This window comes from Bacillus sp. M5A3_1b (assembly GCF_053345335.1).
Genome location: NZ_JBKEZY010000001.1, coordinates 896,247 through 922,650, shown reverse-complemented (window position 1 = coordinate 922,650; position 26,404 = coordinate 896,247). Strand labels below are relative to the sequence as shown.

22 protein-coding genes and 1 pseudogene are annotated in these 26,404 nt (G+C 36.9%); 17 read left to right on the top strand and 6 right to left on the bottom strand.

What is annotated here, in order from left to right; genetic code table 11:
- Nucleotides 1-367: 367 nt before the first annotated feature.
- The gene (gene rpsD, locus ACLBWW_RS04845; RefSeq protein WP_000135322.1) at nucleotides 368-970 is read right to left on the bottom strand and encodes a 30S ribosomal protein S4; all 603 of its coding nucleotides are present in this window, start codon (nucleotides 968-970) and stop codon (nucleotides 368-370) included.
- A gap of 400 nt (nucleotides 971-1,370) precedes the next feature.
- Here rpsD and megL point away from each other — a divergent pair, with 400 nt between their 5' ends.
- Entirely contained in the window at nucleotides 1,371-2,549 is a 1,179-nt protein-coding gene (gene megL, locus ACLBWW_RS04840; protein WP_048544450.1) for a methionine gamma-lyase, read from the top strand.
- Nucleotides 2,550-2,611: 62 nt separating this feature from the next.
- On the opposite strand, the gene ACLBWW_RS04835 is transcribed toward megL, so the two are convergent.
- Nucleotides 2,612-3,091, bottom strand: a complete 480-nt coding sequence (locus ACLBWW_RS04835; protein WP_048544449.1) for a GAF domain-containing protein — start codon at nucleotides 3,089-3,091, stop codon at nucleotides 2,612-2,614.
- A gap of 147 nt (nucleotides 3,092-3,238) precedes the next feature.
- Here ACLBWW_RS04835 and refZ point away from each other — a divergent pair, with 147 nt between their 5' ends.
- Entirely contained in the window at nucleotides 3,239-3,877 is a 639-nt protein-coding gene (gene refZ, locus ACLBWW_RS04830; RefSeq protein ID WP_048544445.1) for a forespore capture DNA-binding protein RefZ, read from the top strand.
- Between the two features lie 11 nt (nucleotides 3,878-3,888).
- Here the strand turns inward: refZ and ACLBWW_RS04825 are convergent.
- Nucleotides 3,889-4,833: pseudogene (locus ACLBWW_RS04825) on the bottom strand (DMT family transporter).
- A gap of 124 nt (nucleotides 4,834-4,957) precedes the next feature.
- Here ACLBWW_RS04825 and ACLBWW_RS04820 point away from each other — a divergent pair.
- The 8 genes from ACLBWW_RS04820 (at nucleotide 4,958) to ACLBWW_RS04785 (ending at nucleotide 14,544) form a co-directional block, all read left to right on the top strand.
- Nucleotides 4,958-5,800 carry a LysR family transcriptional regulator gene (locus ACLBWW_RS04820; RefSeq protein ID WP_048544441.1) on the top strand — a complete coding sequence of 281 codons (843 nt, stop codon included), beginning with the start codon at nucleotides 4,958-4,960 and terminating at the stop codon, nucleotides 5,798-5,800.
- Between the two features lie 207 nt (nucleotides 5,801-6,007).
- Nucleotides 6,008-7,720, top strand: a complete 1,713-nt coding sequence (ezrA, locus tag ACLBWW_RS04815) for a septation ring formation regulator EzrA (RefSeq protein ID WP_048544438.1) — start codon at nucleotides 6,008-6,010, stop codon at nucleotides 7,718-7,720.
- A 228-nt stretch (nucleotides 7,721-7,948) separates the two neighbouring features.
- Nucleotides 7,949-9,091 carry a cysteine desulfurase family protein gene (locus ACLBWW_RS04810; RefSeq protein ID WP_098069298.1) on the top strand — a complete coding sequence of 381 codons (1,143 nt, stop codon included), beginning with the start codon at nucleotides 7,949-7,951 and terminating at the stop codon, nucleotides 9,089-9,091.
- 6 nt (nucleotides 9,092-9,097) lie between these two features.
- The gene (gene thiI, locus ACLBWW_RS04805; protein ID WP_048544434.1) at nucleotides 9,098-10,312 is read left to right on the top strand and encodes a tRNA uracil 4-sulfurtransferase ThiI; all 1,215 of its coding nucleotides are present in this window, start codon (nucleotides 9,098-9,100) and stop codon (nucleotides 10,310-10,312) included.
- Between the two features lie 80 nt (nucleotides 10,313-10,392).
- Nucleotides 10,393-10,590 (top strand): alpha/beta-type small acid-soluble spore protein, encoded by a 198-nt coding sequence (locus ACLBWW_RS04800; RefSeq protein WP_000091640.1) that lies wholly within the window; start codon nucleotides 10,393-10,395, stop codon nucleotides 10,588-10,590.
- A gap of 176 nt (nucleotides 10,591-10,766) precedes the next feature.
- Nucleotides 10,767-12,353: an acyl-CoA synthetase MbcS gene (mbcS, locus tag ACLBWW_RS04795; RefSeq protein WP_048544432.1), complete on the top strand. Its 1,587-nt coding sequence runs from the start codon at nucleotides 10,767-10,769 to the stop codon at nucleotides 12,351-12,353.
- 103 nt (nucleotides 12,354-12,456) lie between these two features.
- A complete protein-coding gene (locus tag ACLBWW_RS04790) occupies nucleotides 12,457-12,888 on the top strand; it encodes a VOC family protein (RefSeq protein ID WP_048544430.1) in 432 nt (143 codons plus the stop codon).
- A gap of 87 nt (nucleotides 12,889-12,975) precedes the next feature.
- Nucleotides 12,976-14,544, top strand: coding sequence for an amidohydrolase (locus ACLBWW_RS04785; protein WP_048544428.1), 1,569 nt, complete (start codon nucleotides 12,976-12,978; stop codon nucleotides 14,542-14,544).
- 107 nt (nucleotides 14,545-14,651) lie between these two features.
- Here ACLBWW_RS04785 and ACLBWW_RS04780 read toward each other — a convergent pair whose 3' ends face one another.
- Nucleotides 14,652-15,455, bottom strand: coding sequence for an NAD kinase (locus ACLBWW_RS04780; protein WP_048544426.1), 804 nt, complete (start codon nucleotides 15,453-15,455; stop codon nucleotides 14,652-14,654).
- A gap of 205 nt (nucleotides 15,456-15,660) precedes the next feature.
- Between ACLBWW_RS04780 and ACLBWW_RS04775 the strand changes: the two genes are divergently transcribed.
- From ACLBWW_RS04775 to ackA, 6 genes are all read left to right on the top strand, one after another.
- Nucleotides 15,661-16,299, top strand: a complete 639-nt coding sequence (locus ACLBWW_RS04775) for a DUF2953 domain-containing protein (protein WP_048544424.1) — start codon at nucleotides 15,661-15,663, stop codon at nucleotides 16,297-16,299.
- A gap of 12 nt (nucleotides 16,300-16,311) precedes the next feature.
- Nucleotides 16,312-16,707: a GerW family sporulation protein gene (gene ytfJ / locus ACLBWW_RS04770; protein WP_048544422.1), complete on the top strand. Its 396-nt coding sequence runs from the start codon at nucleotides 16,312-16,314 to the stop codon at nucleotides 16,705-16,707.
- Nucleotides 16,708-16,843: 136 nt separating this feature from the next.
- Nucleotides 16,844-20,956: a right-handed parallel beta-helix repeat-containing protein gene (locus ACLBWW_RS04765; RefSeq protein WP_048544420.1), complete on the top strand. Its 4,113-nt coding sequence runs from the start codon at nucleotides 16,844-16,846 to the stop codon at nucleotides 20,954-20,956.
- Between the two features lie 115 nt (nucleotides 20,957-21,071).
- Complete coding sequence (gene tpx, locus ACLBWW_RS04760) at nucleotides 21,072-21,572, top strand: thiol peroxidase (protein WP_000024522.1); 501 nt, start codon at nucleotides 21,072-21,074, stop codon at nucleotides 21,570-21,572.
- 199 nt (nucleotides 21,573-21,771) lie between these two features.
- Complete coding sequence (locus tag ACLBWW_RS04755) at nucleotides 21,772-22,758, top strand: class I SAM-dependent methyltransferase (RefSeq protein WP_000084362.1); 987 nt, start codon at nucleotides 21,772-21,774, stop codon at nucleotides 22,756-22,758.
- A gap of 299 nt (nucleotides 22,759-23,057) precedes the next feature.
- The gene (ackA, locus tag ACLBWW_RS04750) at nucleotides 23,058-24,251 is read left to right on the top strand and encodes an acetate kinase (protein WP_000034572.1); all 1,194 of its coding nucleotides are present in this window, start codon (nucleotides 23,058-23,060) and stop codon (nucleotides 24,249-24,251) included.
- A 27-nt stretch (nucleotides 24,252-24,278) separates the two neighbouring features.
- On the opposite strand, the gene ACLBWW_RS04745 is transcribed toward ackA, so the two are convergent.
- Both ACLBWW_RS04745 and ACLBWW_RS04740 read right to left on the bottom strand, forming a co-directional pair.
- Entirely contained in the window at nucleotides 24,279-24,713 is a 435-nt protein-coding gene (locus ACLBWW_RS04745; RefSeq protein WP_098122642.1) for an NUDIX hydrolase, read from the bottom strand.
- Between the two features lie 71 nt (nucleotides 24,714-24,784).
- Nucleotides 24,785-25,420, bottom strand: coding sequence for a DUF1796 family putative cysteine peptidase (locus tag ACLBWW_RS04740; RefSeq protein ID WP_098641767.1), 636 nt, complete (start codon nucleotides 25,418-25,420; stop codon nucleotides 24,785-24,787).
- Nucleotides 25,421-25,557: 137 nt separating this feature from the next.
- On the opposite strand from ACLBWW_RS04740, the gene ACLBWW_RS04735 reads away from it, so the two are divergent.
- Nucleotides 25,558-26,391, top strand: coding sequence for an EcsC family protein (locus tag ACLBWW_RS04735; RefSeq protein WP_001256871.1), 834 nt, complete (start codon nucleotides 25,558-25,560; stop codon nucleotides 26,389-26,391).
- Nucleotides 26,392-26,404 lie beyond the last annotated feature (13 nt).

The window sequence follows — 26,404 nt, the reverse complement described above, 5'->3', positions numbered from 1 at the left end:
TTTTTAATCTTATTCAGATGCTCGGGTGATGAAGAGGTTTTTAAGTTGAGTGTAAATAGAAAAAGGGAAGGTATAGATTATGTACAAATAAATACGTTGTAAAAATAATGTTAACAAAAGGAGAGTATAGCAAAGAAAAATGAGTTATGGGGTAGAATGTAGTGTTTTTAAGTGTTAGAAGAAGGGGGTAGGTTTTTATTAATGTGGATAAAAAATGGATGAAATTTTAGAGAGAGGGTTAAGTTTTATTTTGTTACATTGTTCCGTTTCTATACATATAGCGGCTATATTCAATAAAAAAAGCCCAGGCCCCTTGATAAACAAGGTTCCTAAGGCTTTTAATAATACTCTTTTCAGAGTACCGAGATTAACGAGAGTAGAACTCTACGATTAATGCTTCGTTGATTTCAGCTGCTAACTCAGAACGCTCAGCGTGACGAGTGTAAGTAGCTTCTAATTTATCAGCATCGAAAGTTAAGTATTCTGGTACGAAGTTGTTAACTTCGATCGCTTCTTTAACAACAACAAGGCTGTTAGATTTTTCGCGAACGCTGATTGTTTGACCAGGTTTTACACGGTAAGATGGGATATCTACGCGAGATCCATCAACTGTGATGTGGCCGTGGTTTACTAATTGGCGAGCTGCACGACGAGTGCGAGCTAAGCCCATACGGTAAACTAGGTTGTCAAGACGAGCTTCAAGAAGGATCATGAAGTTTTCGCCGTGCTTACCAGGCATTTTACCTGCTTGGTCAAATGTGCGACGGAATTGACGCTCAGTCATGCCGTACATGTGACGAAGTTTTTGTTTCTCTTGTAATTGTAAACCGTATTCTGAAAGTTTCTTACGTTGGTTAGGACCGTGAGGACCTGGTGCGTAAGGGCGTTTTTCTAATTCTTTTCCTGTGCCGCTTAGAGAGATTCCAAGACGACGAGACAGTTTCCAAGCTGGACCTGTATAACGAGCCATAGTTGACTCCTCCTTTAAAAATGTTTTTATTTACGTAAAATAAAAACAGACGTAATCGATATTTACGGGCATTTTGTTTTCATGTACCTTCGCTCCAGCAGCAGGGAGTTACGAGATACACCTCCGTAGAGGAACAAAATACAAACGATAAACTCACATTACAAGGCTGCCTTTTTATTTTACACAAACGCTATTATATCTTTTACCTAGAGTTTCGTCAAGCGAGTACGTTTTTGTTTTATGCATATAAATTTTGGAAATTAATATAAGAAGGAATTTAAAACAATATAAAAGAAGAGATAGAAACACAAATAAAACGCTTACATAAAATGTAGTAAAAACGTTCATCAGTTTTTACTGGTGAATATGCGGCAATAAAAACATAAAAGGGGATGTTTTTATGAAAAAGAAGCATATGGAGACAGCGTTAATTCATCACGGTTATACACCTGAGGAACATAAAGGAAGTTTAACACCACCTTTATTTCAAACGTCTACATTTACATTTGAGACTGCGCAGCAAGGAGAGGCGAGTTTTGCGGGAGTGGATCCATCTTATATTTACTCAAGACTTGGAAATCCAACTGTAAAATTATTTGAAGAACGTATGGCGGTGTTAGAAGGAGGAGAAGAAGCACTTGCTTTCGGATCAGGAATGGCAGCTATTTCAGCAACGTTAATTGGCTTTTTAAAAGCTGGAGATCATATTATTTGTTCAAATGGATTATACGGGTGCACGTACGGTTTTTTAGAAGTGTTAGAAGAGAAATTTATGATTACGCATTCGTTTTGTGATATGGAGACAGAGGATGATGTCGAAAATAAAATCTGTCCAAATACAAAGGTTATTTTCGTTGAAACACCGATTAATCCAACGATGAAATTAATCGATTTAAAACAAGTTATTCGGGTTGCGAAGCGAAATGGCTTACTTGTCGTTGTTGATAATACGTTTTGTTCACCGTATTTACAAAGACCGCTTGAGCTTGGTTGTGATGTGGTTGTTCATAGTGCGACAAAATATATTGGTGGTCATGGCGATGTTGTGGCAGGTGTAACGATTTGTAAAACGAAAGCGTTAGCTGAAAAAATTCGCCCGATGCGAAAAGATATCGGCGGTATTATGGCGCCGTTTGATGCTTGGTTATTGTTACGCGGATTAAAGACGTTAGCGGTAAGAATGGACCGCCATTGTGATAATGCAGAAAAAATTGTATCGTTTCTGAAAAATCATGATGCGGTAGAAGGTGTTTGGTATCCAGAAGGGGAGTTAGCATCTCGCCAAATGAAACGGGGCGGTGGTGTGATTTCTTTTTCAATTAAAGGCGGAAAAGAAGAGACGCAAGCGTTTATCAATGACCTTCACTTTATTACAATTGCCGTAAGTTTAGGGGATACAGAAACGTTAATTCAGCATCCGGCAACGATGACGCACGCTGCGATTCCAGCTGAGCTAAGACAAGAAATGGGTATTTACGATAATTTAATACGTTTATCTGTCGGTTTAGAATCATGGGAGGATATCGTTTCTGATTTAGAACAGGCACTAAAGAAAATATCTACTGTTAGTAATCAATAAAAAAGAGTGAGCTATCGGTTTCGTACGTGATGTACGCAATCGATAACTCACTCTTTTCTTTTTTAAATATGTTTTAGGAGTGTTTCCACAAACTTTTCTAAATAGCGCTGATCTACTTCATCAAAACGATTTTTTTCAGGGCTATCAATATCAAGTACACCGATGATAGTTCCTTCTTTCACGATTGGTACGACGATTTCTGAATTAGAAGCACTGTCGCAAGCGATATGTCCTGGAAATTGGTGAACGTCTGCTACAAGCTGCGTTGTTTTTGTTTCAGCTGCAACGCCGCAAACGCCTCGTCCAAATGGAATGCGCACGCAAGCAGGCATTCCTTGGAAAGGTCCAAGAACAAGCTGATTTCCGTCTGTTACATAAAAGCCAACCCAATTCACACGATCTAAAAATTGATTTAATAATGCGGACGCATTTGATAAGTTTGCGACTACGTTCGGTTCGCCAGTTAATAATGCATCCAGTTGTTTAATTACTGTCTCGTATTGTTCTTCACGAGAACCTGCATAACTTTCTTTAGTAAACATGGAAACAACTCCCTTTTTATCGAGATGTGTAAAATATTAGCAAAATACGATGTATTTCACATGACTTTGTCGATAGAAAATTAAAGGAATTTGTCTTAAAAGTCAAGAAATTTAAACTATAGCTGTTCAGTGAGAGGAAGTGAGCGCATGAAACAGACGAAACAAAAAGTAATTGATGCGGCAATATCGTTGTTTAACACGAAAGGTTATGATGGAACGTCGGTGCGAGAAATTGCAAAGCGAGCGGATGTGAATGTAGCGAATATTTCATATTATTTTGCTGGAAAGCAAGGTTTATTAGAACAGCTTATTACTGACTTTTTAGAAGGATATATTCATGTGATTGAAATGTCGTTCGAACAGAGAGAATATTTGTCGGCTAAAGATGTGATGGTGCAAATGGTGCGCGAGATTTTACGATATCAATTTGAAAATAGGGAACTGACACGTTTCTTCTACCGAGAGCTTTCACTTGATACGACATTAATTCGCGAAGTGATGACCATTTACTTTTCTAAAGAAAGATATTATATAGAGCAAATGATTAGACAGGGACAAATAAAGCAAGAGTTTAAAAAGGTATCTTTTACAATGTTTATGACGCAATTAAAAGGCATGATGAATATGCCGTTTTTATATCCGCAATATATATCAGAAGTGCTGCATTCTTTTCCGTCTGAGACATTTTTCATAGAAATGTACACGAAAGAAATTGAGCAATGGATGGAACACACATTATGTATAACGAATATGTACTATGAATTGCCAAGAGCTGTTCATATGTGAAGAATCCCCACCTAACGAACTGAGGTGGGGATTTTTGTGCTTTCTTTCCTTTGCCATACATTGTTGCATAAGAGCGCGATAATTGTTAATGAGGCTCCGGCAATTTCAATTTTGTCGACTGTATAACCTCGAAAGATGGAACCGATAAGTGCAAGTACAGGAACTAAATTCATAAATAATATGCCGTTAATAGATGAAATATGGCGATTTCCTGTGTTCCAGCAAAATACAGCGATAACACCTGCAACAATCGACATATACAAGAGTTCAAAACGAACGCTCATAATGGTACGAAGTGACGGCATAGTAACGATGTTTGTGTAAGTGAAGAAAGTGACGATAACGATGAGTGAAACTGAGCCGAATAAACAAGTTAACGTCGTATACCTGAGTGGTGACCAAGATTGAAAACGAGCACCACCGTTCGTATAAATGACCTAGCAAGTAACGCCGCATAGCATAAGTATATTTGTTGAGAGGTGACTGGCAGCTCCAAATAATAAGTGAATATTTCCTTTTGAAATGACAAGCATAACACCGATCAATGCAACGAACATACAAAGGAATGTGTAGTTTTGTGGGCGTTTGTTTTTTGTTATCCACTGCAATAATAAAGCGATGAGCGGCATAAGAGATTGAATCATCGCAGCATGGATGGCCCCAGAAGGCCCGGCAAGTTGTTGGCCGTAAAAAATGAGAAAACCATATCCAGCGAAACCGACTGTTCCGTAAAAGAATAACGAAAGTGTTCTTTTTTCTAAGTGGAGTGAAGTTTTTCCTTCAGTAATGAATAGCAAAATAAGAAAAATAATAGCTGCTGATCCGTACCGGATAGTTGTGAAGAAGAACGGATCGATAAACTGCAGAGCATTTGCCATAACAGGAAACATAAATCCCCAAGCCGTTACGGCAAGTAAGCATAGGAGGGATCCGAGTAGCATTTGTTTTTTGTCCAAGAGTATCTTTCCCCTTTACATTTCGTTATAGTAAGTTGATGAAATAAGTATAAAGAGTAATTGTTTATAGAAGGAAATATCGATTTTTTATGACAGTTATAACTTTTTGTTAGAGGTGTGTACGATGGATTTGGAGGCAGTACGATCGTTTCTTGAAGTGAAGAATACGCGAAGTTTATCGAAGGCGAGTAAGCTTTTACATATTTCTCAACCCGCGCTTAGTAAGCAAATTCAAAGGTTAGAAGCGGATTTAAAGGTTACTTTACTGAAGCGTTCCGCACAAGGAGTGGAATTAACAGAGGCTGGAGAGTTATTTATAACAAGGATGTTACCGATTTTGGAACACATACATGAAGTGAAAGCCGAAATGAAGAATTTTCAAGAGAAGCGGAAAATTTCTATAGGCATATTGCCAAGTTTAGCAGCGTATTATATATCAAAATATAAAGATGTATTAGGTGACGGATTCGAAGTAGAATGGAAAATTGAGCATACGAAAGTATTAATGGGACTCTTTAAAGAGCGGAAGATTGAAGCGATGTTCGTCGATTCAGTAGTAGAAGACGCTACGTGTATAAAAGAAATGCGAGAAGAACAAATTGTTTGTCTAGTTTCAAGTGATCATCTTTATAAAGAGAAAATAGTAATCCGAATGGAAGATTTGCAAAATGAAAAGTTAATCGTATATCCAGAAATTTGTGATGTAAGGAAAATGATTACGAATATGTTTCAAGGGATAGGGGCGAAACCAATCATTGCATTTGAAACTTCTTATGCAGAACCGATGCTTGCAATGGTCGGAGCTGGACTTGGTATTACGTTACTTCCAGAAATGGCAGTAGAGCAAGCTGTAAAGCAAGGGAATGTGTATGCGATTTCTATTGAACCACCACTTGTGCGCAAAATTTATTTCGCATCTCATATGAAAGAGAACCTGTTATTACAATCATTTGATGATGGGAGATAATCGAAACAGAAGATTGAGAAAGATTACAATTGCATTGAAAGAAACATGAAATTTTAAAAAAAACTAGGTCAAAAACACGCCATTACATGGTATGATTAGTACATTGTTAGTTGTTAAATATAGGGGGATTCCCTTTTTATACATAATGCCTTCCATTTCATAAACGGAACGGACAAAAAAAGAGATATAACTAGGAGGCTTTTTTGCATGGATTCTATCCTGACGATCGTTATCATTGTAGTAAGCTCTATTCTAGTGCTGCTCATGATAGAGCTTGTGATAAGAAATCGTTCATATAAAGATATTGAAGCACTGGAGCAGTGGAAACAAGAGATAAAAGATAAACCTGTGGCAGATGAACTAAAACGGGTGAAAGATTTAAACATGACGGGTCAAACAGAAGAACTGTTCGGTAAATGGCGTGAAGAATGGGATGAGATTGTATCAACAACCCTTCCGAAAGCAGACAAAGATTTAGCGCAAGCGCGAAAATTCGCCTCGCAATTCTCCTTCCGAAAAGCAAAGCATGCGATGAATGAATCCATAAGTGGTTTAGATGACGCTGATAATCGTATTACAGATATTTTAAATGAATTACAGCAATTGTTAGAAAGCCATGAAAAAAATAGCTCGGAAATTGAAGAGTTACGTGATACATATCGTAGTATGAAGAAGAGTGTTCTTGCTCATAGACATATGTATGGAGCAGCAGAGCAGAAAATCGAAGAGATGCTAGATATTGAATCTAATAAGTTTAAAAGCTTTGAAGAGGCAACAGATAATGGTGACTATTTAAAAGCGAGAGAAATTGTTATTAGTTTAGAAGAAGGTTTGGCAAGCTTAGAAATCATTATTCATCAAATTCCGGATTTATTGGTAGAGTGTCAAGCGACGTTACCAGTTCAGCTGGAAGATTTATTACAAGGACATAATGATATGGTAAGACAAGGTTATGTATTAGAGTATTTGGAAGTCCCTAAAGAAGTTCGTGATATGACGACACAACTACACACATGTTTAATGGATATACAGGAGCTTCATATAACCGAAGCAGCTGAAAAAGTAGAAAACTTAAAAACGCGTTTAGATGGCTTCTATGATCAACTGGAACAAGAAGTACATGCGAGACATTATGTGGAGCAAAAAACACTTTCTGTTTATGAAGACTTAGAAGAAATTCGCATTGAAACGATTGAAACAAAAGCAGAAACACAACTTGTGAAACAAAGTTATCAGTTACAAGATAAGGATATTGAGTCTCAAAAGGTAATTGAAAAGCAAATGCACATTTTAATGAAACGTTTTGAAATGCTGCAATTACGCGTTGCTGAACAAGATATTGCCTTTTCTATTATTCGTGAGGAACTAGAAGAGGTTTATGAGCAATGTGAAACGTTAAAAGTACTTCATGCAGAATATAAAGAAATGCTGCAAACGATGCGTAAAGAAGAATTTGAAGCACGTGAGAAGTTACAAGAAATGCGAAATATCATTTTTGAAACGAAACGTTTTATGCAAAAGTCGAATTTGCCAGGTCTTCCAGAAAGCATTATGGAAGATTTACAAAGAGGACAAATGGCAATGCAAGCTGTATATGAACAGTTAGAAGTAAAACCGTTAAATATGAACGCTGTAAATAGCAGTTTAGAAGAAGCGTACACAACTGTTAATGGTGTAGCTGAAATGACAGAAGAGTTAATTGGACAAGCGTATTTAGTTGAAAAATTAATTCAATACGGTAATCGTTACCGCAGTCATGATGAGAACCTTGCAGAGAGCTTAGATTATGCGGAGAAATTATTCCGTGAATATCAATACGATGCAGCTTTAGAACAAGCGGCTTCTGTACTAGAGCAACTTGAGCCTGGCGTTGTTCAAAAAATAGCTGAATATGTAGACAATGAACAAACCCTTTCATAAGGGTTTGTTTTTTTGTGTAATTTTGGGGACGATGTTGCTATAATGAATAGCGGAATACAGTAAGGTTATTCGTTTTAAAATATAGTGAAACTGTAGTCAGTAGGGTCATCCTCACTAATTATCGGCCTTCACAATCGGGATAAAATGGAACCTTTGAGTAGTCTTAGCGTAATTACACGTATTTGTGATATGATTATATGATGTGATAGCGCTGAAAGGGGAAGAACGATGATCTATTTTGATAATAGTGCGACGACGAAGCCATATCCAGAAGCCCTTCAATCGTACGTAACGGTTGCTGGAAAATATTTTGGAAACCCTTCTTCTATTCATTCGCTTGGGGGAGAGGCAGAGCGTCTATTAACACAATCAAGAACGATTGCAGCGCAGCTTCTTCACGTTAAACCTTCTGAGATTATTTTCACATCAGGTGGAACGGAAGGGAATAACCTTGCGATTAAAGGAATAGCGATGAGGAATCGTTCGCGCGGTAAACATATTATTACAACAAATATTGAACACGCGTCTGTGTTTGAAGCATATAAACAATTAGAAGATCTCGGTTTTGATGTAACATATTTGCCGGTTAATGAGCATGGTGTTGTATCGGTAGAGGATGTAAAACGAGCACTTCGTGAAGATACGATTCTTGTGTCAATTATTCACGTGAACAACGAGACTGGAGCAATTCAGCCTGTTGCTGAAATTGGAACGTTATTATCGAACTATCCGAAAATAAGATTCCATGTGGACCATGTACAAGGGATAGGAAAAGTACCGCTTGATTTATATGCTTCTCATATTGATCTTTGCTCAATATCTGGACATAAATTCCACAGTGTAAAAGGAACGGGTCTTCTTTATGTACGTGATGGCGTAAGGTTAGATCCAATTTTATCAGGTGGTCAACAAGAGCTTAAGTATCGCTCTGGTACAGAAAACTTACCTGGCATTGTAGCGATGGTGAAAGCACTTCGCATGACAATGGAACAAATGAAAGAAAAGATAGCTCATTTGCACAATTTACAAACAGAGCTTGTCCGTTTCTTGAAAGAGATGGAAGATGTAACGATTAATACGTCGCTTGCATATGCAGCACCGCACATTTTAAATGTGTCATTTGTTGGTTTAAAACCAGAAGTGGTCGTTCATGCTTTAGAAGAGCACGGTGTATATGTATCGACGAAGTCTGCTTGTTCTTCAAAAGCAAATGAAGTGAGCAGAGTGTTAGTGTCAATGGGAGTACCCCATGCCGCTGCTGCAAGTGCTATTCGTATTAGTTTGGCACCAGAAAACACGATGGAAGAAGTAAAACAATTTCAAGGTATTGTGAAAGAGACGATGCCAAAATTATATGAAGTGATGAGGTAAAGGAATATGATGACATATGAATATATTTTAGTTCGTTATGGAGAGATGACGACTAAAGGTAAGAACCGCTCTAAATTTGTAAGCACATTGAAAGATAACGTAAAGTTCAAGCTGAAAAAGTTCCCAAATATTAAAATCGATGCAACGCATGACCGTATGTACATTCAATTAAATGGCGAAGACCATGAAGCAATTTCTGAAAGATTGAAAGATGTATTCGGTATTCATAAGTTTAACTTAGCGATGAAAGTACCATCAGAATTAGAAGATATTAAAAAGGGTGCATTAGCAGCTTTCTTACAAGTAAAAGATGATGTGAAAACATTTAAAATTACAGTGCACCGTTCTGATAAGCGCTTCCCAATGAAGACGATGGAGTTACTTCCAGAAATCGGTGGACACATTTTAGAAAATACAGAGGATATCACAGTAGATGTTCATAATCCAGATGTGAATGTACGTATAGAAATTCGCAGTGGTTACAGCTATATTATGTGTGGTGAGCATATGGGAGCTGGTGGTTTACCAGTTGGTGTTGGCGGAAAAGTAATGGTACTTCTTTCTGGTGGTATCGATAGCCCAGTAGCAACGTACTTAACGATGAAACGCGGAGTGTCTGTGGAAGCAGTTCATTTCCATAGCCCACCTTTCACAAGCGAGCGTGCAAAACAAAAAGTAATCGATTTAGCACAAGAGTTAACGAAGTACTGTAAACGTGTAACGCTTCACCTTGTTCCATTTACAGAAGTGCAAAAAACGATTAATAAAGAAATTCCATCTAGCTATTCAATGACAGTTATGCGCCGTATGATGATGCGTATTACAGAGCGTATCGCAGAGGAGCGTAATGCACTTGCAATTACGACTGGTGAAAGTCTTGGACAAGTAGCAAGCCAAACATTAGATAGTATGCATACAATCAACGAAGTAACAAACTATCCGGTTATTCGTCCACTTATTACGATGGATAAATTAGAAATTATTAAAATCGCTGAAGAAATCGGCACATATGATATTTCAATTCGTCCGTACGAAGATTGCTGTACAGTATTCACACCAGCAAGCCCAGCGACGAAGCCGAAGCGTGAAAAAGCGAATCGTTTTGAAGCGAAATACGATTTCACACCATTAATCGATGAAGCTGTAGCGAACAAAGAAACAATGGTATTACAAACGGTAGAAGTAGTAGCGGAAGAAGACAAATTCGAAGAACTTTTCTAAAACCATAAATTACCATATCTAAAACGTGTATGAAGTCATGTTATTTATCACACTCTATACTCACAAGGAGGTGATATAACATGTCACGTAGCACAAATAAATTAGCGGTTCCTGGTGCTGAATCAGCATTAGACCAAATGAAATACGAAATCGCTCAAGAGTTTGGTGTTCAACTTGGAGCAGATGCAACTGCTCGCGCTAACGGTTCTGTTGGTGGTGAAATCACTAAACGTCTAGTTTCACTAGCTGAGCAACAATTAGGCGGTTACCAAAAATAATCCCATATAAGATGGCTTAGAAAGAGCGGGTTTTCCCGCTCTTTCTTTTTGTTGTTTGCACCGTTATACATTCATTTCGACATAGACATAAAAAATTTGTCAAAAGAAGAGGGTTCAAAATTAACTGAAAATTCTTTATTATATAAGGGAGGCATAGAAATGGAGGAGGATATTGTATGAAGAGAGAGGAATTGTTGGCGCCACCGTCTTATAATTTAGTTTCTGAAATAGAGAAATATACAGGTGATAAAGATAAGCTTGCTTTAATTTGGCAAGATGATAAAGGGAATAGACGAGAAGTTACATACGCTGAGCTTATGAAAGGTGCGAATAAAATTGGAAACGCTTTTATAAAGAGTGGTCTGCAAAAAGGGGACAAGCTCCTCATTATGATGCCGCGCTTAATTGAAGCGTACATGACGTATATCGCTGCGATTAAAGCAGGATTTGTCGTAATTCCGAGTTCGGAAATGTTGCGCAAAAAGGATATAGAATATCGCATTGGGCACGGGGAAGTAAAAGCAATCGTAAGTTATGAGCCGTACATTGGGCAGTTTGATGATATAGAAGCGATGGAATCTCTTCAAAAATTCGTTCTGAGCGAGCAGTCAGTAGATGGATGGATTAATTTAAAAACAGCGTTAGAAACAGAAAGTGACATGTTAGAAATGGCGAAGACTGATAAAGAAGATATGGTCTTTTTATCTTACACGTCAGGAACGACAGGAAACCCAAAAGGTGTTGTTCATACGCATGCGTGGGCATACGCTCATTTGCGCACGAGCGCTCCAAATTGGCTCGGAATTGAAGAGGATGATGTTGTATGGGCGACGGCTAGTCCAGGTTGGCAAAAGTGGATTTGGAGCCCGTTTTTAGCAACACTCGGATCAGGAGCGACAGGATTTGTATACAACGGTAAATTTGAACCAAAAACGTATTTAAACTTATTAGGTGATAATAAGGTGAATGTGCTTTGTTGTACGCCGACTGAGTATAGATTAATGGCAAAAGTAGAAGACTTAAGTGAGTACAATTTAGAAGCGTTACATAGCGCTGTATCCGCAGGTGAGCCATTAAATAGAGAAGTCATTGAAACGTTCCAAAAGCACTTTAATATTACAGTAAGAGACGGCTACGGGCAAACGGAAAATACATTGCTTGTTGGTGTAATGAAAGGGATGGATATTAGACCGGGATCAATGGGAAAACCAACGCCAGGCAACCACGTTGATATTGTAGATGAAGAAGGTATTCCGGTACAGGTAGGAGAAGTTGGTGATATCGCAGTTCACATTGAAACGCCAGCCCTCTTTAAACAATATTATAAAGACGATGAGCGCACAGTGATGCAATTCCGCGGTGATTATTATATTACCGGTGATAAAGCGAAGAAAGATGAAGACGGCTATTTCTGGTTTGAAGGGCGCGGTGATGATATTATTATTAGCTCTGGTTATACAATTGGGCCGTTTGAAGTAGAAGATGCGCTCGTAAAACATCCTTATGTAAGAGAGTGTGCGGTTGTCGCAAGCCCTGATGAAATTCGCGGAAGTGTCGTGAAGGCATTTATCGTATTAAGAGAGAATATAGACAAGAATGAAGAAACATTAATTCCAGTACTCCAACAACACGTCAAAGAACTCACTGCACCATATAAATACCCTCGCAAAATTGAATTTGTAGATGAACTACCAAAAACGATTTCCGGAAAAATTCGCCGTATTGAGCTTAGAAAACAAGAGATGGAGATTCCGTCAAAATAATTTTGAAAACAGTGAAGGAAATAGTTGAATGAAATGCCAAACAATGATAATATAAAAACGAACACAAGTTCGATATTTATAAACTTAAAAAAGAGGTGTCCGTATGATTTTAGGTATTAATCCGTACTTAGTTTTAGATGGTAGTGGGCAAGAGGCTGTACAGTTTTATAAAGAGGCGTTAGACGCAAAAGTAGAAATCATGCAAACTTTTGGTGACATGCCTGAAAATCCAGAATACCCGATTCCAGCTGAAGCAAAAGAGCGCGTTTTACATGCTACTTTAAAAGTTGGTAATACGGACCTTATGATTTCTGATACATTCCCAGGTCAAGGGCATGCAATCGGATCTCAAGTAACAATTGCAATTCAAATTAGTAATGCAGAAAAAGCGAAAGAAGTATTCGAAAAGTTACAAGAGGGTGGAGAAGTGATTATGCCACTTCAAGAAACGTTCTGGAGCCCAGCATACGGACAACTTAAAGATAAATTTAGCATTGAATGGCAAATCACAACGAACCCTACTGAACAAAAGTAATTTTTAGAAAAGCACCATTTTTAATCGAAATGGTGCTTTTTTATACGCTCTAATTTCGTAGACTAAAGGGAAAAGGGGGATGAGCATATGGGAGAAATTTGGTATGGCGGCACCATTTACACGATGCGAGAAGAGAATGAAAAAGTAGAAGCTATTTATGTTGAAAAGGGCATGATTGTTGATGCTGGGAGTAAGGAAGAGCTAGAAAGTCGATATTCAGACGTGAAGTTGTATGACTTAAAAGGCAAAACGATGATCCCAGGTCTCGTTGATAGTCATATGCATCTTATTGGGCACGGGGAGAGGTTACTCCGTCTAGACTTATCAAATTGTACATCTTATAGCGAAGTGTTGACTCTTGTTCAGAAGCGAGTAGAAGAAGCGCCAAAAGGTTCTTGGGTTATTGGAGAAGGCTGGAATGAAAATAATTTTACAGATACAAAACAAGTTCATGTACGTGATTTAGATGAAATCTCTAAAGAACACCCTATTTTATTAAAGCGCGTTTGTCGCCACGTTACATGGGTGAATTCATACATATTGCAAGAAGCGCACATAACAGAAACGACGCAAGACCCGAAAGGAGGAAAAGTCGGCCGGGACGCATTGAATAATTTAACAGGGCTTTTATATGAACAAGGACAAGAACTAATAAAACATGTGCAGCCTGAAATTGATGAAGCCTACTTACAAAGAGCTCTGCAAACAGCGATTAAAGATTGCTGGCAATACGGACTTGTTGGCGGGCATACGGAAGATTTAAATTATTACGGTGGTTTTAGAAAAACGCATAATGCGTTTTCTCATGTTATAAAAGAAATGCCCTTTAAAGCGCATTTGCTCGTTCATCATGAAGTGGCACATGAACGAAAAGAATATGAAAATGAGAATTATATTGAATTTGGAGCGATGAAAATTTTTTCTGATGGCTCTTTTGGCGGAAGAACAGCTTTATTAAGTGAACCGTATGAAGATGCGCAGGAAACAAATGGAGTTGCAATCTTCTCACGTGAAGAGCTTGCGGAGTTAGTGAAAAAAGCACGGGATTTACATATGCCAGTTGCGATTCATACAATAGGTGATTTATCACTTGAATATGTCATTGATGCACTTGAATTATATCCACCAGCAGAAGGTTTTCGCGATCGTATTATTCATTGTCAGTTAGCTCGTGAAGAATTGATTGAGAGAATGCAACACTTGCCGGCTATTATTGATATTCAGCCCGTCTTTGTGTCATCGGACTTCCCATCAGTCATTGAAAAACTAGGCGAGCATCGTCTTGGATATGCATATGCTTGGAAGACGTTACTAGAAGCGGGATTACACTGCAACGGTGGGTCTGACGCGCCAATTGAACAAGTGAATCCGTTTTTAGGCATATATAGTGCTGTTACACGTAGAAGTTTTATTGACGGCGTATGCTATATGCCAGAGGAAAGATTAACGGTATATGAAGCTATCTCTTTATTTACAACAGGAAGTGCCTATGCAATCGGAAAAGAAGCGAAGCGAGGGAAAATCGCAAAGGGATATGAAGCGGACTTTACGATAGTAGATCGAAATATATTTGAGGTAGAGGCAGAAGAAATAAAAGAAGTACAAGCAGAAATGACCGTAATTGATGGGAAGATTGTGTATAGGAAAGACGTGTGAAAATATATCGAATTACCGATAAAAAATGACAAGAATAGTGGTCGGTAGCGAGAGAAATAAATAACCGCCGAATTATAGGATCCCATAATTCGGCGGTTATTTTCATGCTATAAAAATGTTCTTTGTACTTTTTCCCAGAAGGAATTGTTTTTTAATTTTACTGTTTTAATTTGTTTATCGCTTAAGCGTACAACAGCTTTTTCCACTTGTTTAATGCTAAGCGCTTCATTATCCATACCGATAACTGGATAATCGTTACCGTCTGGTCGTAGTTTTAAAGTTAGTGTACGCTCGTGATTTAAAATGAATGGTGAACCGAGCGTACGGTATGTGTTGTTATTTAAAGATGCTAATTCGCTTACTTGGAAGCATGGGATAAGCGGATCAACAACCGCACCATGTAATGATTTATTGTAAGCTGTACTTCCTGTTGGGGTAGAAACAACTAAACCGTCCCCTCTAAATGTTTCGAAATATAGATCATCAACGTGAACATCTACAACGAATGTTTTAATAATGCTAGAGCGTAATGAGAACTCATTTAAACAATGGAAAGATGTACCGTGATCTACATCTACCTGAATTGTTGGATATTTTCGCACTTCAATTTCATTTTTTGTAATTTCTTGAAGGGCTGTATCAACGTGATCAATATGGAAATCGCAGTAGAAAGAAGTTTCATCTTTCGTAGAAATCCCTGCGTATAAACAATCTTCTCTAAAACCAGTTTGACGAACGGCTTGTAAGAAAGTTGCATCATCTCCAACACTGACGATAGCGTTTGCATTTTTTGAATGATCTAATATGGTAAAACCATTCTCTTCTAAAATACGATAGATTGGTTTCATTTTTTCAACGAGCGTTGCTTTGTCATCACCATAAAAGAAAAATAAATTGCGACGATCTGCCATTATGTATCCCTCCACTGCAGTTAAATTTTCTGTTCTTCGTGCTACATATCATCCAAATATGTTCCCCGACGATATGTTCAAATAATATATTTCGATATAAAATGTCAAAATCCCTTTTTATTTTTAGAAAAATTTTTATATTCAATTTTAAAGGTTCCTGTTTAATGATGAATAAACTTGTCGATAATGGGTACGGAGTGAAAGGATGATACGTATGAAGTGGCTCGTGATTGGAATAATAATTCTTCTCCTTTTTATTTTGCTTATACTATTGTCGAAAATAAAGCTTAAAGTGACATTTTTATATTCAGAAATGGAAAAGCAATGTTTGTTTCAAGTGAAAATATGGATGATTCGATATACGTTTGATGTATTGGAAAGAATTGAAAAACAACAGAAAAAGACAGGGCAGAAAATCGAAAAAGCTGAAGAAGACGGCGGAATTGATAATAAAATTATGGCACAACTTGATAGTATAGGGGAACTGATAAAAAAGCTGCAAGAAGTTCATACTATCGTTAAAGATTTTCTTAAACGAGTAAAAATCAATGGTTGGAAATGGCACACCCAAATTGGAGCAGGTGATGCAGCTAGTACTGGAATTGTCACTGGATATGCATGGGGGACAAAAGGAATGGCTGCTGGAGTTGTAGGACAATATATGCATATTGTTGACGTACCAGAATTTGAAATCACCCCTGTTTTTCAAGGGAAAGGATTTGCATCAAGATGTGAGTTAACAGCATCTTTTCGTATATTTCGTGCTATAAAAACGGGTATCAAATTACTCACGTTTATGAGAAGACAAAGATCTGGTACGAATGAAAAATCAGTTCAAGCATAGGGGGGATATAAAGTGGAACATCCAATTCAAGGTTTAATGACAACCGCAATGCAGCATTTAAAACAAATGACTGATGTAAATACAATTGTTGGTGATCCGATTAAAGCGGCAGATGGAAGTGTAATTCTTACCGTTTCAAAAGTTAGTTTCGGATTCGCTGCTGGTGGAAGTGAATTTGGTAAAGTAGAACATTCAGGCCGTCATCCATTTGGCGGGGGAAGTGGTGGAGGAGTTTCTATTAATCCTGTTGCTTTTCTTGTAATAAATGGAGAAGGTGTAAAAGTATTGCATTTAGATAAGCAAACACACGTCATCGATAAAATAATTGAATTAGCACCACAAGCTGTTGATAAAGTGAAAGAAATGATGGATAAACGAAAAGAAGACGATCCTGAATTTCAAATTTAAAAGATAAAATAACAAAAAGAAGGGAGAAATAGATGCCCTTCTTTTTGTTATTTTATATGGAAAAATATTCCCTGTTTCACAGTAGGTTTATGTATAATGAAAAATATGAAACATTGCAGAGGAGTGGGGCTGAAATATGAAAGAAATTGTTGTATCGAAAGCATTGTTTTCTAGATATAAAACGATTTCAGATGCTGTGAAAGGTGCTTCGTCAGGGACTACAATCGTAGTAAAGCCTGGTGTGTATCGGGAGAATATATATATTGATAAAGATATTAACATTATTAGTGAGGGAGATAAACAAAGTACTGTCATTGAAGCGTTTAAAACAGCAATTTATATTGATAGTGGCAGTAAGGTTTTTATAAAAGGTATTCAAATTAAGCAATTCGGATCAGAAGATGATGCTTTAATCTATTGTAAATTTGGGGTTCTGCAAATACAGGAGTGTGATATTTATCCTGGGAAGGGTTCTGGGGTAGTGGTACAAAACCACGGGATCTTGTACATGCAATCTTGTCAAGTAACGGGTGGATATGCAAATGGAATCAATTTTAATGAAGGAAGCCAAGGAACGATAGAGAATTGTGAGATTCATGGAATGAAGGGAGAAGAGTACCCTTCTATATTTATAGGTAAAAGTAGCCCGAATATAAAAAACTGTCGTATTCATAGCGGTCCGAGTAATGCAATCTATATGAAAAATGGAGGAAAGCCGAATATAGAGAATTGTGACTTATCTCATATGCAAGGTCCCGTTATATATATTTCGAATAGCGCTCCTGCAATAAAAAAATGTAATATACATGATGGAGAAAGCAATGGGATTTATATGGAGGAAAGCCAACCTATAATCGAAAATTGTGAGATATTTAACTTTGAAATTGGAATGGTGTTTATACATAGAAGTAAGCCGACGATAAGGCAGTGTAGAGTGTTTGATGGCAAGACGAATGCGATAACATTCAAAGGGCAGAGTGCAGGACTAGTTGAGGAATGTGAAATATTTAATTTATCAGGTGAAACATATCCAGCTATTTGGATTGAGGATAGTCAACCTGTATGGAAAAAATGTAAAGTTAGTTATACTGCAGATAGTGCTTATAATATAAACAATAATAGCAATCCAACCATTGAAAATTGTGAAATATATAAAGCAGGAAACAATGTTTTTCAAATTGTAGGAGCAACGGCTCATATTCAACGTTGTAAAATATATGATGGGCAAACATCAGCTTTTTCTATACAAGAAGCAAGCCAACCGCTAGTTGAGGAATGTGAAATTTTTAATTTTAAACGTCAACTTGTAGCGGTATATGCTAGTAATCCTACATTTAGAAATTGTAAATTATATGATGGACAAATGAATGCAGTATCATTTGAGGGAAATGGTGGCGGCTTGTTTGAAGAATGTGAATTATATCAGTTCTTTAATGAAACATACCCTATTATATTTGTGAATCAAGGCCAACTAATAGTAAGGAAATGTAAAATGCATAATGGTGCTAGTAACGCCATTTATTTAAAGAATGATAGCAAAGTGATATTGGAAGAATGTGAAATATCTCAATTTCAAAATGAAAGTAATCCAGTTATTTTGGGTGAGCAAAGTTATTTAAAATCAACAAACTGTAAAATACATGAAGGTAATAATAATGCTGTTTATGTAAAAAACAATAGTGAGTGTATACTAGATAACTGCGAAATTGGTCACTTCCATAATGATGATTCGATGGTTTGGGCGGATGAAAGTAGGATAACATTGACACAATGTGATTTACATAATGGAAAAAGTGGAGCTGTAGTGGTCAATAAAAATAGCTTTGCTTTAATTGAGGATTGTAAGTTAACAGAATTTAATAAAGAATGTGTAAAAGTTTCTGGAGAAAGTGAAGCGCTGTTACAACGAAATAACATGTATAACGCTTTACATGGGATTGGAATTGTAAGCGATAGTCAATCGGAAGTCATAGAGTGTGAAATATATGATTGCCGTGGTACCGCTTTATGGCTCGATAAAGGACAGGCTAAAATTGATAAAATTTATATTCGAAATTGTAAAGGAAATGCACTTAATCTGAAAAACAACAGTGGTATCGTTTTTTATAACGGTAGTATTTCTCAATTTGAATATCCAATGATTTATAGTGAAGAGAGTCAATTTGATGTTAGGAGAAGTAACTTTAATCATGGTAAAAGTCAAATATTTTTAGTTGTAAAAGATAGTGAATTTTGTATAGATCAATGTGAAATATCTCAAGTGAAAGAATTTCCAGCAATTGACATCTATTCTGATGTAAAAGGGACGATTCAAAAGTGTAATATTTCTGAAGCTCTTATAGGTATTAGAGTTGCTTCTGAAAGTAAGATTAACCTCACAGATATAAAGTGTTTTGATATAGACGAAGCGGCTTATCAAATTGATGATAACAGTTCAACTGTATTAGAAAATTGTAAAGCATATATAGAGGTTAGCCAGCAAAGAATAAAATCCAATGGAGAGGACAAACAAGAGGTAGAAGATGTAGAGAAAGTGAAAGTGCAGGAAGAAGATATCGACATAGAAGCTATTATGATGGAGTTAAATCGTTTTGTTGGAATGGACAGTGTTAAGGAGCAAATCGAACAGTTAATAAATTATGTAGAAATTAGTCGTTATCGTAAAGCTGCCGGACTTGATTCAGGAGATGAAATAAAGCCGAAACATACTGTTTTTTATGGAAATCCTGGTACAGGAAAAACTACGATTGCTCGTTTACTTGGCAAAGTGTATAAAGCGCTCGGATTGCTTGAAAAAGGGCATATTGTAGAAGTGAAGCGTGAAGATTTAGTTGGTTCGTATATTGGACATTCTGAAGAGAAGACAAAGGGATATATTGATGAAGCAATGGGTGGTGTTTTATTTATTGATGAAGCCTATTCGTTGAGTGTAGAAGATAGTAGCCGTGACTTTGGTAACCAAGTTATTGATGTTTTATTAGCAGCCCTTGAGAATCATCGTGGAGAATTCTTATGTGTAGTTGCTGGTTACGAAAAAGAGATGGAGCGCTTTATTGCTTCAAATCCAGGGTTGAAAAGTCGCTTTGTATCTTATATGAAATTCGAGGATTATACGCCAGATGAATTAATGGAAATTGGAAATAGGTTGTTAGAAGATAAACAGTACGAGTTAACACCAGAAGCACAAAAATATGTGTATGAACAGTTTGTAGAGTTGTATAGAAAACGCAATGAACATTTTGGGAATGCACGGATGGTTCGAGAACAGGTGGATAAATGGAAAGTGTTACATTCTGATCGAATTAGAGCGTTACCGAGAAGTGAGTGGAGGAAGAGAGAAGTACTAACGACCATTCATTTAGAAGATGTTGAAAAAGTGTTCCAACAAAAAGGGGAGAAAAAAGTAGCCGTTCCAATTAATGAGAAGTTATTACAAGAACAAATGGATCGTCTAAATGATTTGATTGGTTTAACGAAGGTAAAAGAAGAAATCCAAAGATTAATCCAGCTTGTTTCTTATTATCAGGAAGAGGGTAAGGATATAAGTGAACTTTCAATGCACATTTCATTAATTGGTAATCCAGGGACAGGGAAGACTGAGGTTGCTCGAATTATTGCGAAGGTATATGAAGCGCTTGGAATTTTAGAACGCGGTGATTGTATTGAAGTGGACCGTAAAGAGTTAGTTGATAAATTTCAAGGTGGTACAGAAGAGAAAACAGCGAATGTATTACAACAGGCAATGGGCGGTACGCTGTTTATTGATGAAGCATATACGTTGACGAATAAAGGGAGCAATGATGTAGGACATATAGCGGTGGAATTATTGTTAAAACAAATGGAAGATAGACGCGGTGAATTTATTGTGTTAGTTGCAGGGTATGAAGATGAGATGGAAGAATTTCTTGATAGCAATAAAGGGCTGCGCCGTCGTTTTGATTATCGCCTTGTATTTGAAGACTATACACCAGAAGAAATGATACGAATTTCGGGTTATTATATGACGAAAAAGCAGTATCATATGTCAGCTGAGGCGAGAAATATGCTTGTTGACTATTTTACTTATCTATATGAAAATCGTGATAAAACGTATGGAAATGCAGGTTTAGCTCGTAAAATTATTGAACAAGCAATGAAAAATCTTGATTACCGTATTGCGACTTTACCAGTAGAGCATCGTATGGAAAAACAAAAATATATGATTGATGTGGAAGATATACAAGCACTTTTACAGCAGCAAGAGCAATAGGAAAGAGTAATTAAAAAAAATATATAAATTGAGTTGGTTTTATTTGTGTTTTAGGAGCATTATGACTATCATTAACACTATACATACTTTGTTTTATTAAAAGGAGGATTTTCAAGTGGCAAACGTAACTTTTAAAGGTAACCCAATGACTTTAGTTGGAACAGAAGTTAAAGTTGGCGATCAAGCGCCAAAATTCCAAGTATTAGCAAATGACTTATCTCCAGTAAGTTTAGAAACATACAAAGGCGAAGTAAAATTAATTAGTGTTGTACCTTCAATCGACACAGGTGTGTGTGATGCACAAACACGTCGTTTTAACCAAGATGCAGCAGGTATTGAAAACGCGAAAGTATTAACAATTAGCGCTGACCTACCATTCGCTCAAAAACGTTGGTGTGCAGCAAACGGTTTAGAAAATGTTGTAACACTTTCTGACCACCGTGACCTTTCATTCGGTGAAGCTTACGGCTTAGTAATGAAAGAGCTTCGTTTACTTGCTCGTGCAGTATTCGTAGTAGATAGCAACGACAAAGTAGTTTACGCAGAATACGTAAGCGAAGGTACAAGCCATCCAAACTATGAAGCAGCATTAGAAGCAGCTAAAGCGGCAAAATAATGTGAAAGAAATGACCTCTTATAAAGAGGTCGTTTTTTCTCATATATTGCTGCGTAATGGTACCAATATATGAGAAAAAACGTTATATCATATATAACTTAAAGGGGAGCTCTTTGTAGGAGGTCGCTTTTTCTTTTTGGAAAAAAACACTTTGTGGTATGATATAAGTTATGTGTAAAAGAGAGAAGGAGGAATGTACGTGAGTCAGACAGTAGAAACATTATTTTCTATTTTTGATTCTTCTGCGGTAGTTTTACGTAAAGAATTAGATGTAACATATTTAGAGGCGCTTGTAGAAACAGGTGATAACTTGTTTGAAGGAGCAATTTTACAAGAGGAATTATCCGAATCAGCAATTGAAAGGCTGAATCGTGAATATAGTACGTTTAATGAAGAAACATATAAAGGGGAAGAAATTCGTAAAGCATTTCAGTTAGCCATCTTAAAAGGAATGAAAGAAGGCGTGCAAGCGAATCACGAAATGACGCCTGATGCAGTTGGAATGTTCATGAGCTACTTATTCCATAAATTTATGCAAGGGCAAAACGAAATTACTGTTTTAGATCCTGCAATTGGAACAGGTAACTTAATGACTACAGTATTTAATAGCGCCAAAGAAGGACTAGCAATGAGTGGATTTGGTGTAGAAGTGGATGAAGTACTAATTAAACTTGCTTTAGTAAATGCGAATTTACAAAAGCATGCAATCGAATTCTTCCATCAAGATGGACTAGCGCCACTTTATATCGATCCGGTTGATGCAGTCGTTTCAGACTTACCGATTGGTTACTATCCAAATGAAATCGGTGCAAGCGAATATAAGTTAAAAGCAGATGAAGGAATGTCGTATGCCCATCACCTATTTATTGAACAAAGTGTGAAACATACGAAAGAAGGCGGGTACTTATTCTTCCTAGTACCAAACTTCATTTTTGAAAGTGATCAAGCACCAAAATTACATGCATTTATTAAAGAAACATGTTTTATTCAAGGGCTATTACAGCTACCTGTTTCCATGTTTAAAAACGAGAAAAATGCAAAAAGTATATTTGTTCTCCAAAAGAAAGGTCCTAGTGTAACAATGCCAAAACAGGCGTTATTAGTGGAGTTACCTAAATTCTCCAACATGAAGGCGATGGAGAACATTATGGATCAATTAAATACTTGGTTTGCAACCCACAAATAAGGCGAGGTATATGTAACAGGGTTAGTAATTCATGTAGTACAGTTTTATATGATATGTCATATTTTTAAATATATACTAGATTAAACTGAATTTTTTTGAAATCTGTAATATATATTTTTTCTTGGTGTTACAATTTTTTCACTTGAAATATATGTCGGACGATGTTTAAATTAAAATCGTGAGTATAAAATTCACTAATGATGAAACGTTTTCATATTTAGTGAATTTGATCAGATAAAATCGAGCGGTTTGTGGACATATCCACACAACTACCAAGAGAAAAAGGGGCGAAAGACTAGATGTCAAAAATCATCGCGATTAACGCAGGAAGCTCTTCCTTAAAATTCCAATTATTTGAAATGCCAAGTGAAACAGTATTAACAAAAGGTTTAGTAGAACGTATCGGTTTAGAAGATAGTATCTTCACTATTACTGTAGATGGCGAAAAACAAAAAGAAATTACAAATATTCCAGATCATGCAGTAGCAGTAAATATGCTTCTTAAAAAATTAACTGAAAACGGAATCGTTAAGTCTCTAGATGAGATTGGCGGTATCGGTCACCGTGTTGTTCACGGCGGCGAAAAATTTGCTGACTCTGTTTTAATTACTGATGAAGTATTAGCTGATATCGAAGAGTTAAGCGATTTAGCGCCACTTCATAACCCAGCAAACCTTGTTGGTATTAAAGCATTCCAAGAAGTATTACCAAATGTACCAGCAGTAGCAGTATTCGATACAGCATTCCACCAAACAATGCCGGAATCTGCATTCTTATACAGCCTACCATATGAGTACTATGAAAAATTCGGTATCCGTAAATACGGTTTCCACGGAACTTCTCATAAATACGTAACTGAGCGTGCGGCTGAATTATTAGGTCGTCCACTTGAAAGCTTAAGCTTACTTTCTTGTCACTTAGGTAACGGTGCAAGTATCGCAGCAGTAGAAGGCGGTAAATCTATCGATACTTCTATGGGCTTCACTCCACTTGCTGGTGTAACAATGGGTACACGTTCTGGTAACCTTGACCCTGCGTTAATTCCATACATCATGGAAAAAACAGGCCAAACAGTAGAAGAAGTAGTTAACGTATTAAACAAGAAGAGTGGTATGTTAGGTCTTACTGGTTACTCTAGTGACCTACGTGACATCATTGCGAAAGAAGAAGAAGGCGACCACCGTGCGAAAGTAGCACTTGATGTATTCGTAAGCCGTATCCACAAATACATCGGTTCTTACACAGCTCGTATGAAAGGTGTTGACGCTATCATCTTTACAGCTGGTGTAGGTGAAAACAGTGCGATTATTCGTGAGCGTGTATTAGAAGGCCTTGAGTACATGGGCGTATACTTCGACGTAAAACGTAATAACGTATTTGGTGAAGAAGCATTCATCAGCTTCCCACACTCTCCAGTAAAAATTATCGTAATTCCAACTGACGAAGAAGTTATGATCGCTCGTGACGTACTACGTCTTGGAGATATTGGTTAATATACTATATGAAAAAAAGACGAGATCCTATAGGGTTTCGTCTTTTTTCTGTTGGATATATTTCAAGATTCCATCTGGATATAGTGCTTTCTCTTTTTGAATGAATGCAGTGAGGGAAATCCATTTTGCGTATGACAGTGTTTGTTCATCTTGTATATTCAGTATTTCCATTTCATATAGTGACATGTCTAATAAGCGTAAAGAATATAGCTGAATGATTTCATGACCAATTTCTCCATCTAGATGAAAGATGTTTTCTAAGCAGCCTAAATAATTGATGATTTCCACTTCTGTGTGAAGCTCTTCTTGAAATTCGCGAATAACGGTATGTGCTGATTTTTCACCAAGTTCAATTGAACCGCCAAGAGGTCGGTAATATGTTTCATCGCCAGTATGATATTCTTGTACGAGAAGTCTACCGTGATGTATAGCAATGCCAAAAGCTTTTGCACGTGGATACATATATAATCACTCCTTATTTCTTTTGTATAAGGATGATTATAATGTGTTTTGTAATAAAAAGTATCGTGTATTTAGGACTGCGTTCTAATCGTGAGTCCATCAAATAGGTCACTCCAAAATGCTTCATTGTACTGGTATACATCCATAATAGGGCATTTTATAACGCAAATATTTTGTAATCCCCAATCTTCTTGGGCAACAGTTGGTACATCTGCAGGAAGTAGTAATAGGACAGAGAATTTATGTTTAACTATTTGAGATAAAATGTGTTCCAAGGAATGCGCTTCTTCGTATGTTCCTCCAGTTCGAATAAACAATATGGATTCTGCCGTTTCAATTGTAGTTAGAAAACGATGAATTCGATGCTCATAGTTTAACTTAACTTCTGTATAAGAAGGCCAAGAAGTTGGTGTGTTTACATCTGTTTTAAAGTCGTGGCAGGAGTCGATTTCATATAGGTTGTCACGGAGTCTTAATTTCGCACCATCATCCCAAAATGAGATGAAAGATAAGTTTTCGAACTGTAGAAAACGGTCAAATCGATTTTGTAATAATACATTCACTTTTTCTAATGAAGGGCTTAGCATAAAATCGATAACACCAAAAAAGGGTGATAATTCGAATTGATATAACGCCCAAGCAGGCCAGCAGTTTTGTCCTAAGCTGAATACTGCATTATATTCTTTTTTTATATTGGATAGATTCATGTGATTTATCTCATCCTTTTTGCTAATATTTTATGTCACTAAAAAATGGAATGTGAATGAAGATAGACAAGCATAGTTGCAAAGAATAAGCAGAAATATGTTACAATAGAAAAAAATCGAACGAGGTGGTTGTTACGATGCGATCGAAGCGAGAACAAGCCATTTTAGACAATATAAAAGAATGGGAATCGCAATTAGTTGAGCAAGAAGCGACTGATTTTCAAAAAATGTTTGATAAATGGGTACATACGACAATTGCGAAATTACCTGAGAAAAAACGAAAAGATTTCTTTACGAAAGCAGATGGATGGCTCTTTCATTTGCATGCATTGATTCAAAGTTCACAATCACAGTTAGACGCGCGTAATCGTATTTTAGGAACGTCTAGATTATTTGATGAATCAATTGAGCAACTAGAAGATTTGAAAGCATTATCTATTGATCAGTTAACATACATAGCAGAGCAGCAAACAGCGCGACATCGCCTATATTCATTCGTACAAGGCGGAGCAACGGGTGCTGGAGGTTTATTATTATTAACGGCTGATTTTCCGGTTATGATTGCATTAAATGTGAAGGCTGTCCAACTTATTGCAACATCATTTGGACATGATGTGAACAAGCCTTATGAAATGATGCTTGCGTTAAAGGTGTTTCATGCGTCATTACTACCAGGAAGGCTTCAGCAATACGCATGGTACAATTTACTGCAAGAGCTAGAGCAAGAAGATTCGTTCTTCTATGAAGGAGACGAAGCGGTATTACAACCAGCTTCTACTGAGGTTGTGTTAAAACAAATTTTGAAAACATTTTCGATTTATGCTCTTCGTCGTAAATTATTCCAAGGTATTCCGGTAATCGGAATGGCAATCGGGTCTACAGTGAACTATCGTTTAACAAGAAATGTTACTGAATTTGCAAATAGATTTTATCAAGTGCGCCACATAGTCGAGAAGGAAAAAAGAGCGTAAAAAAAGCGAGAGG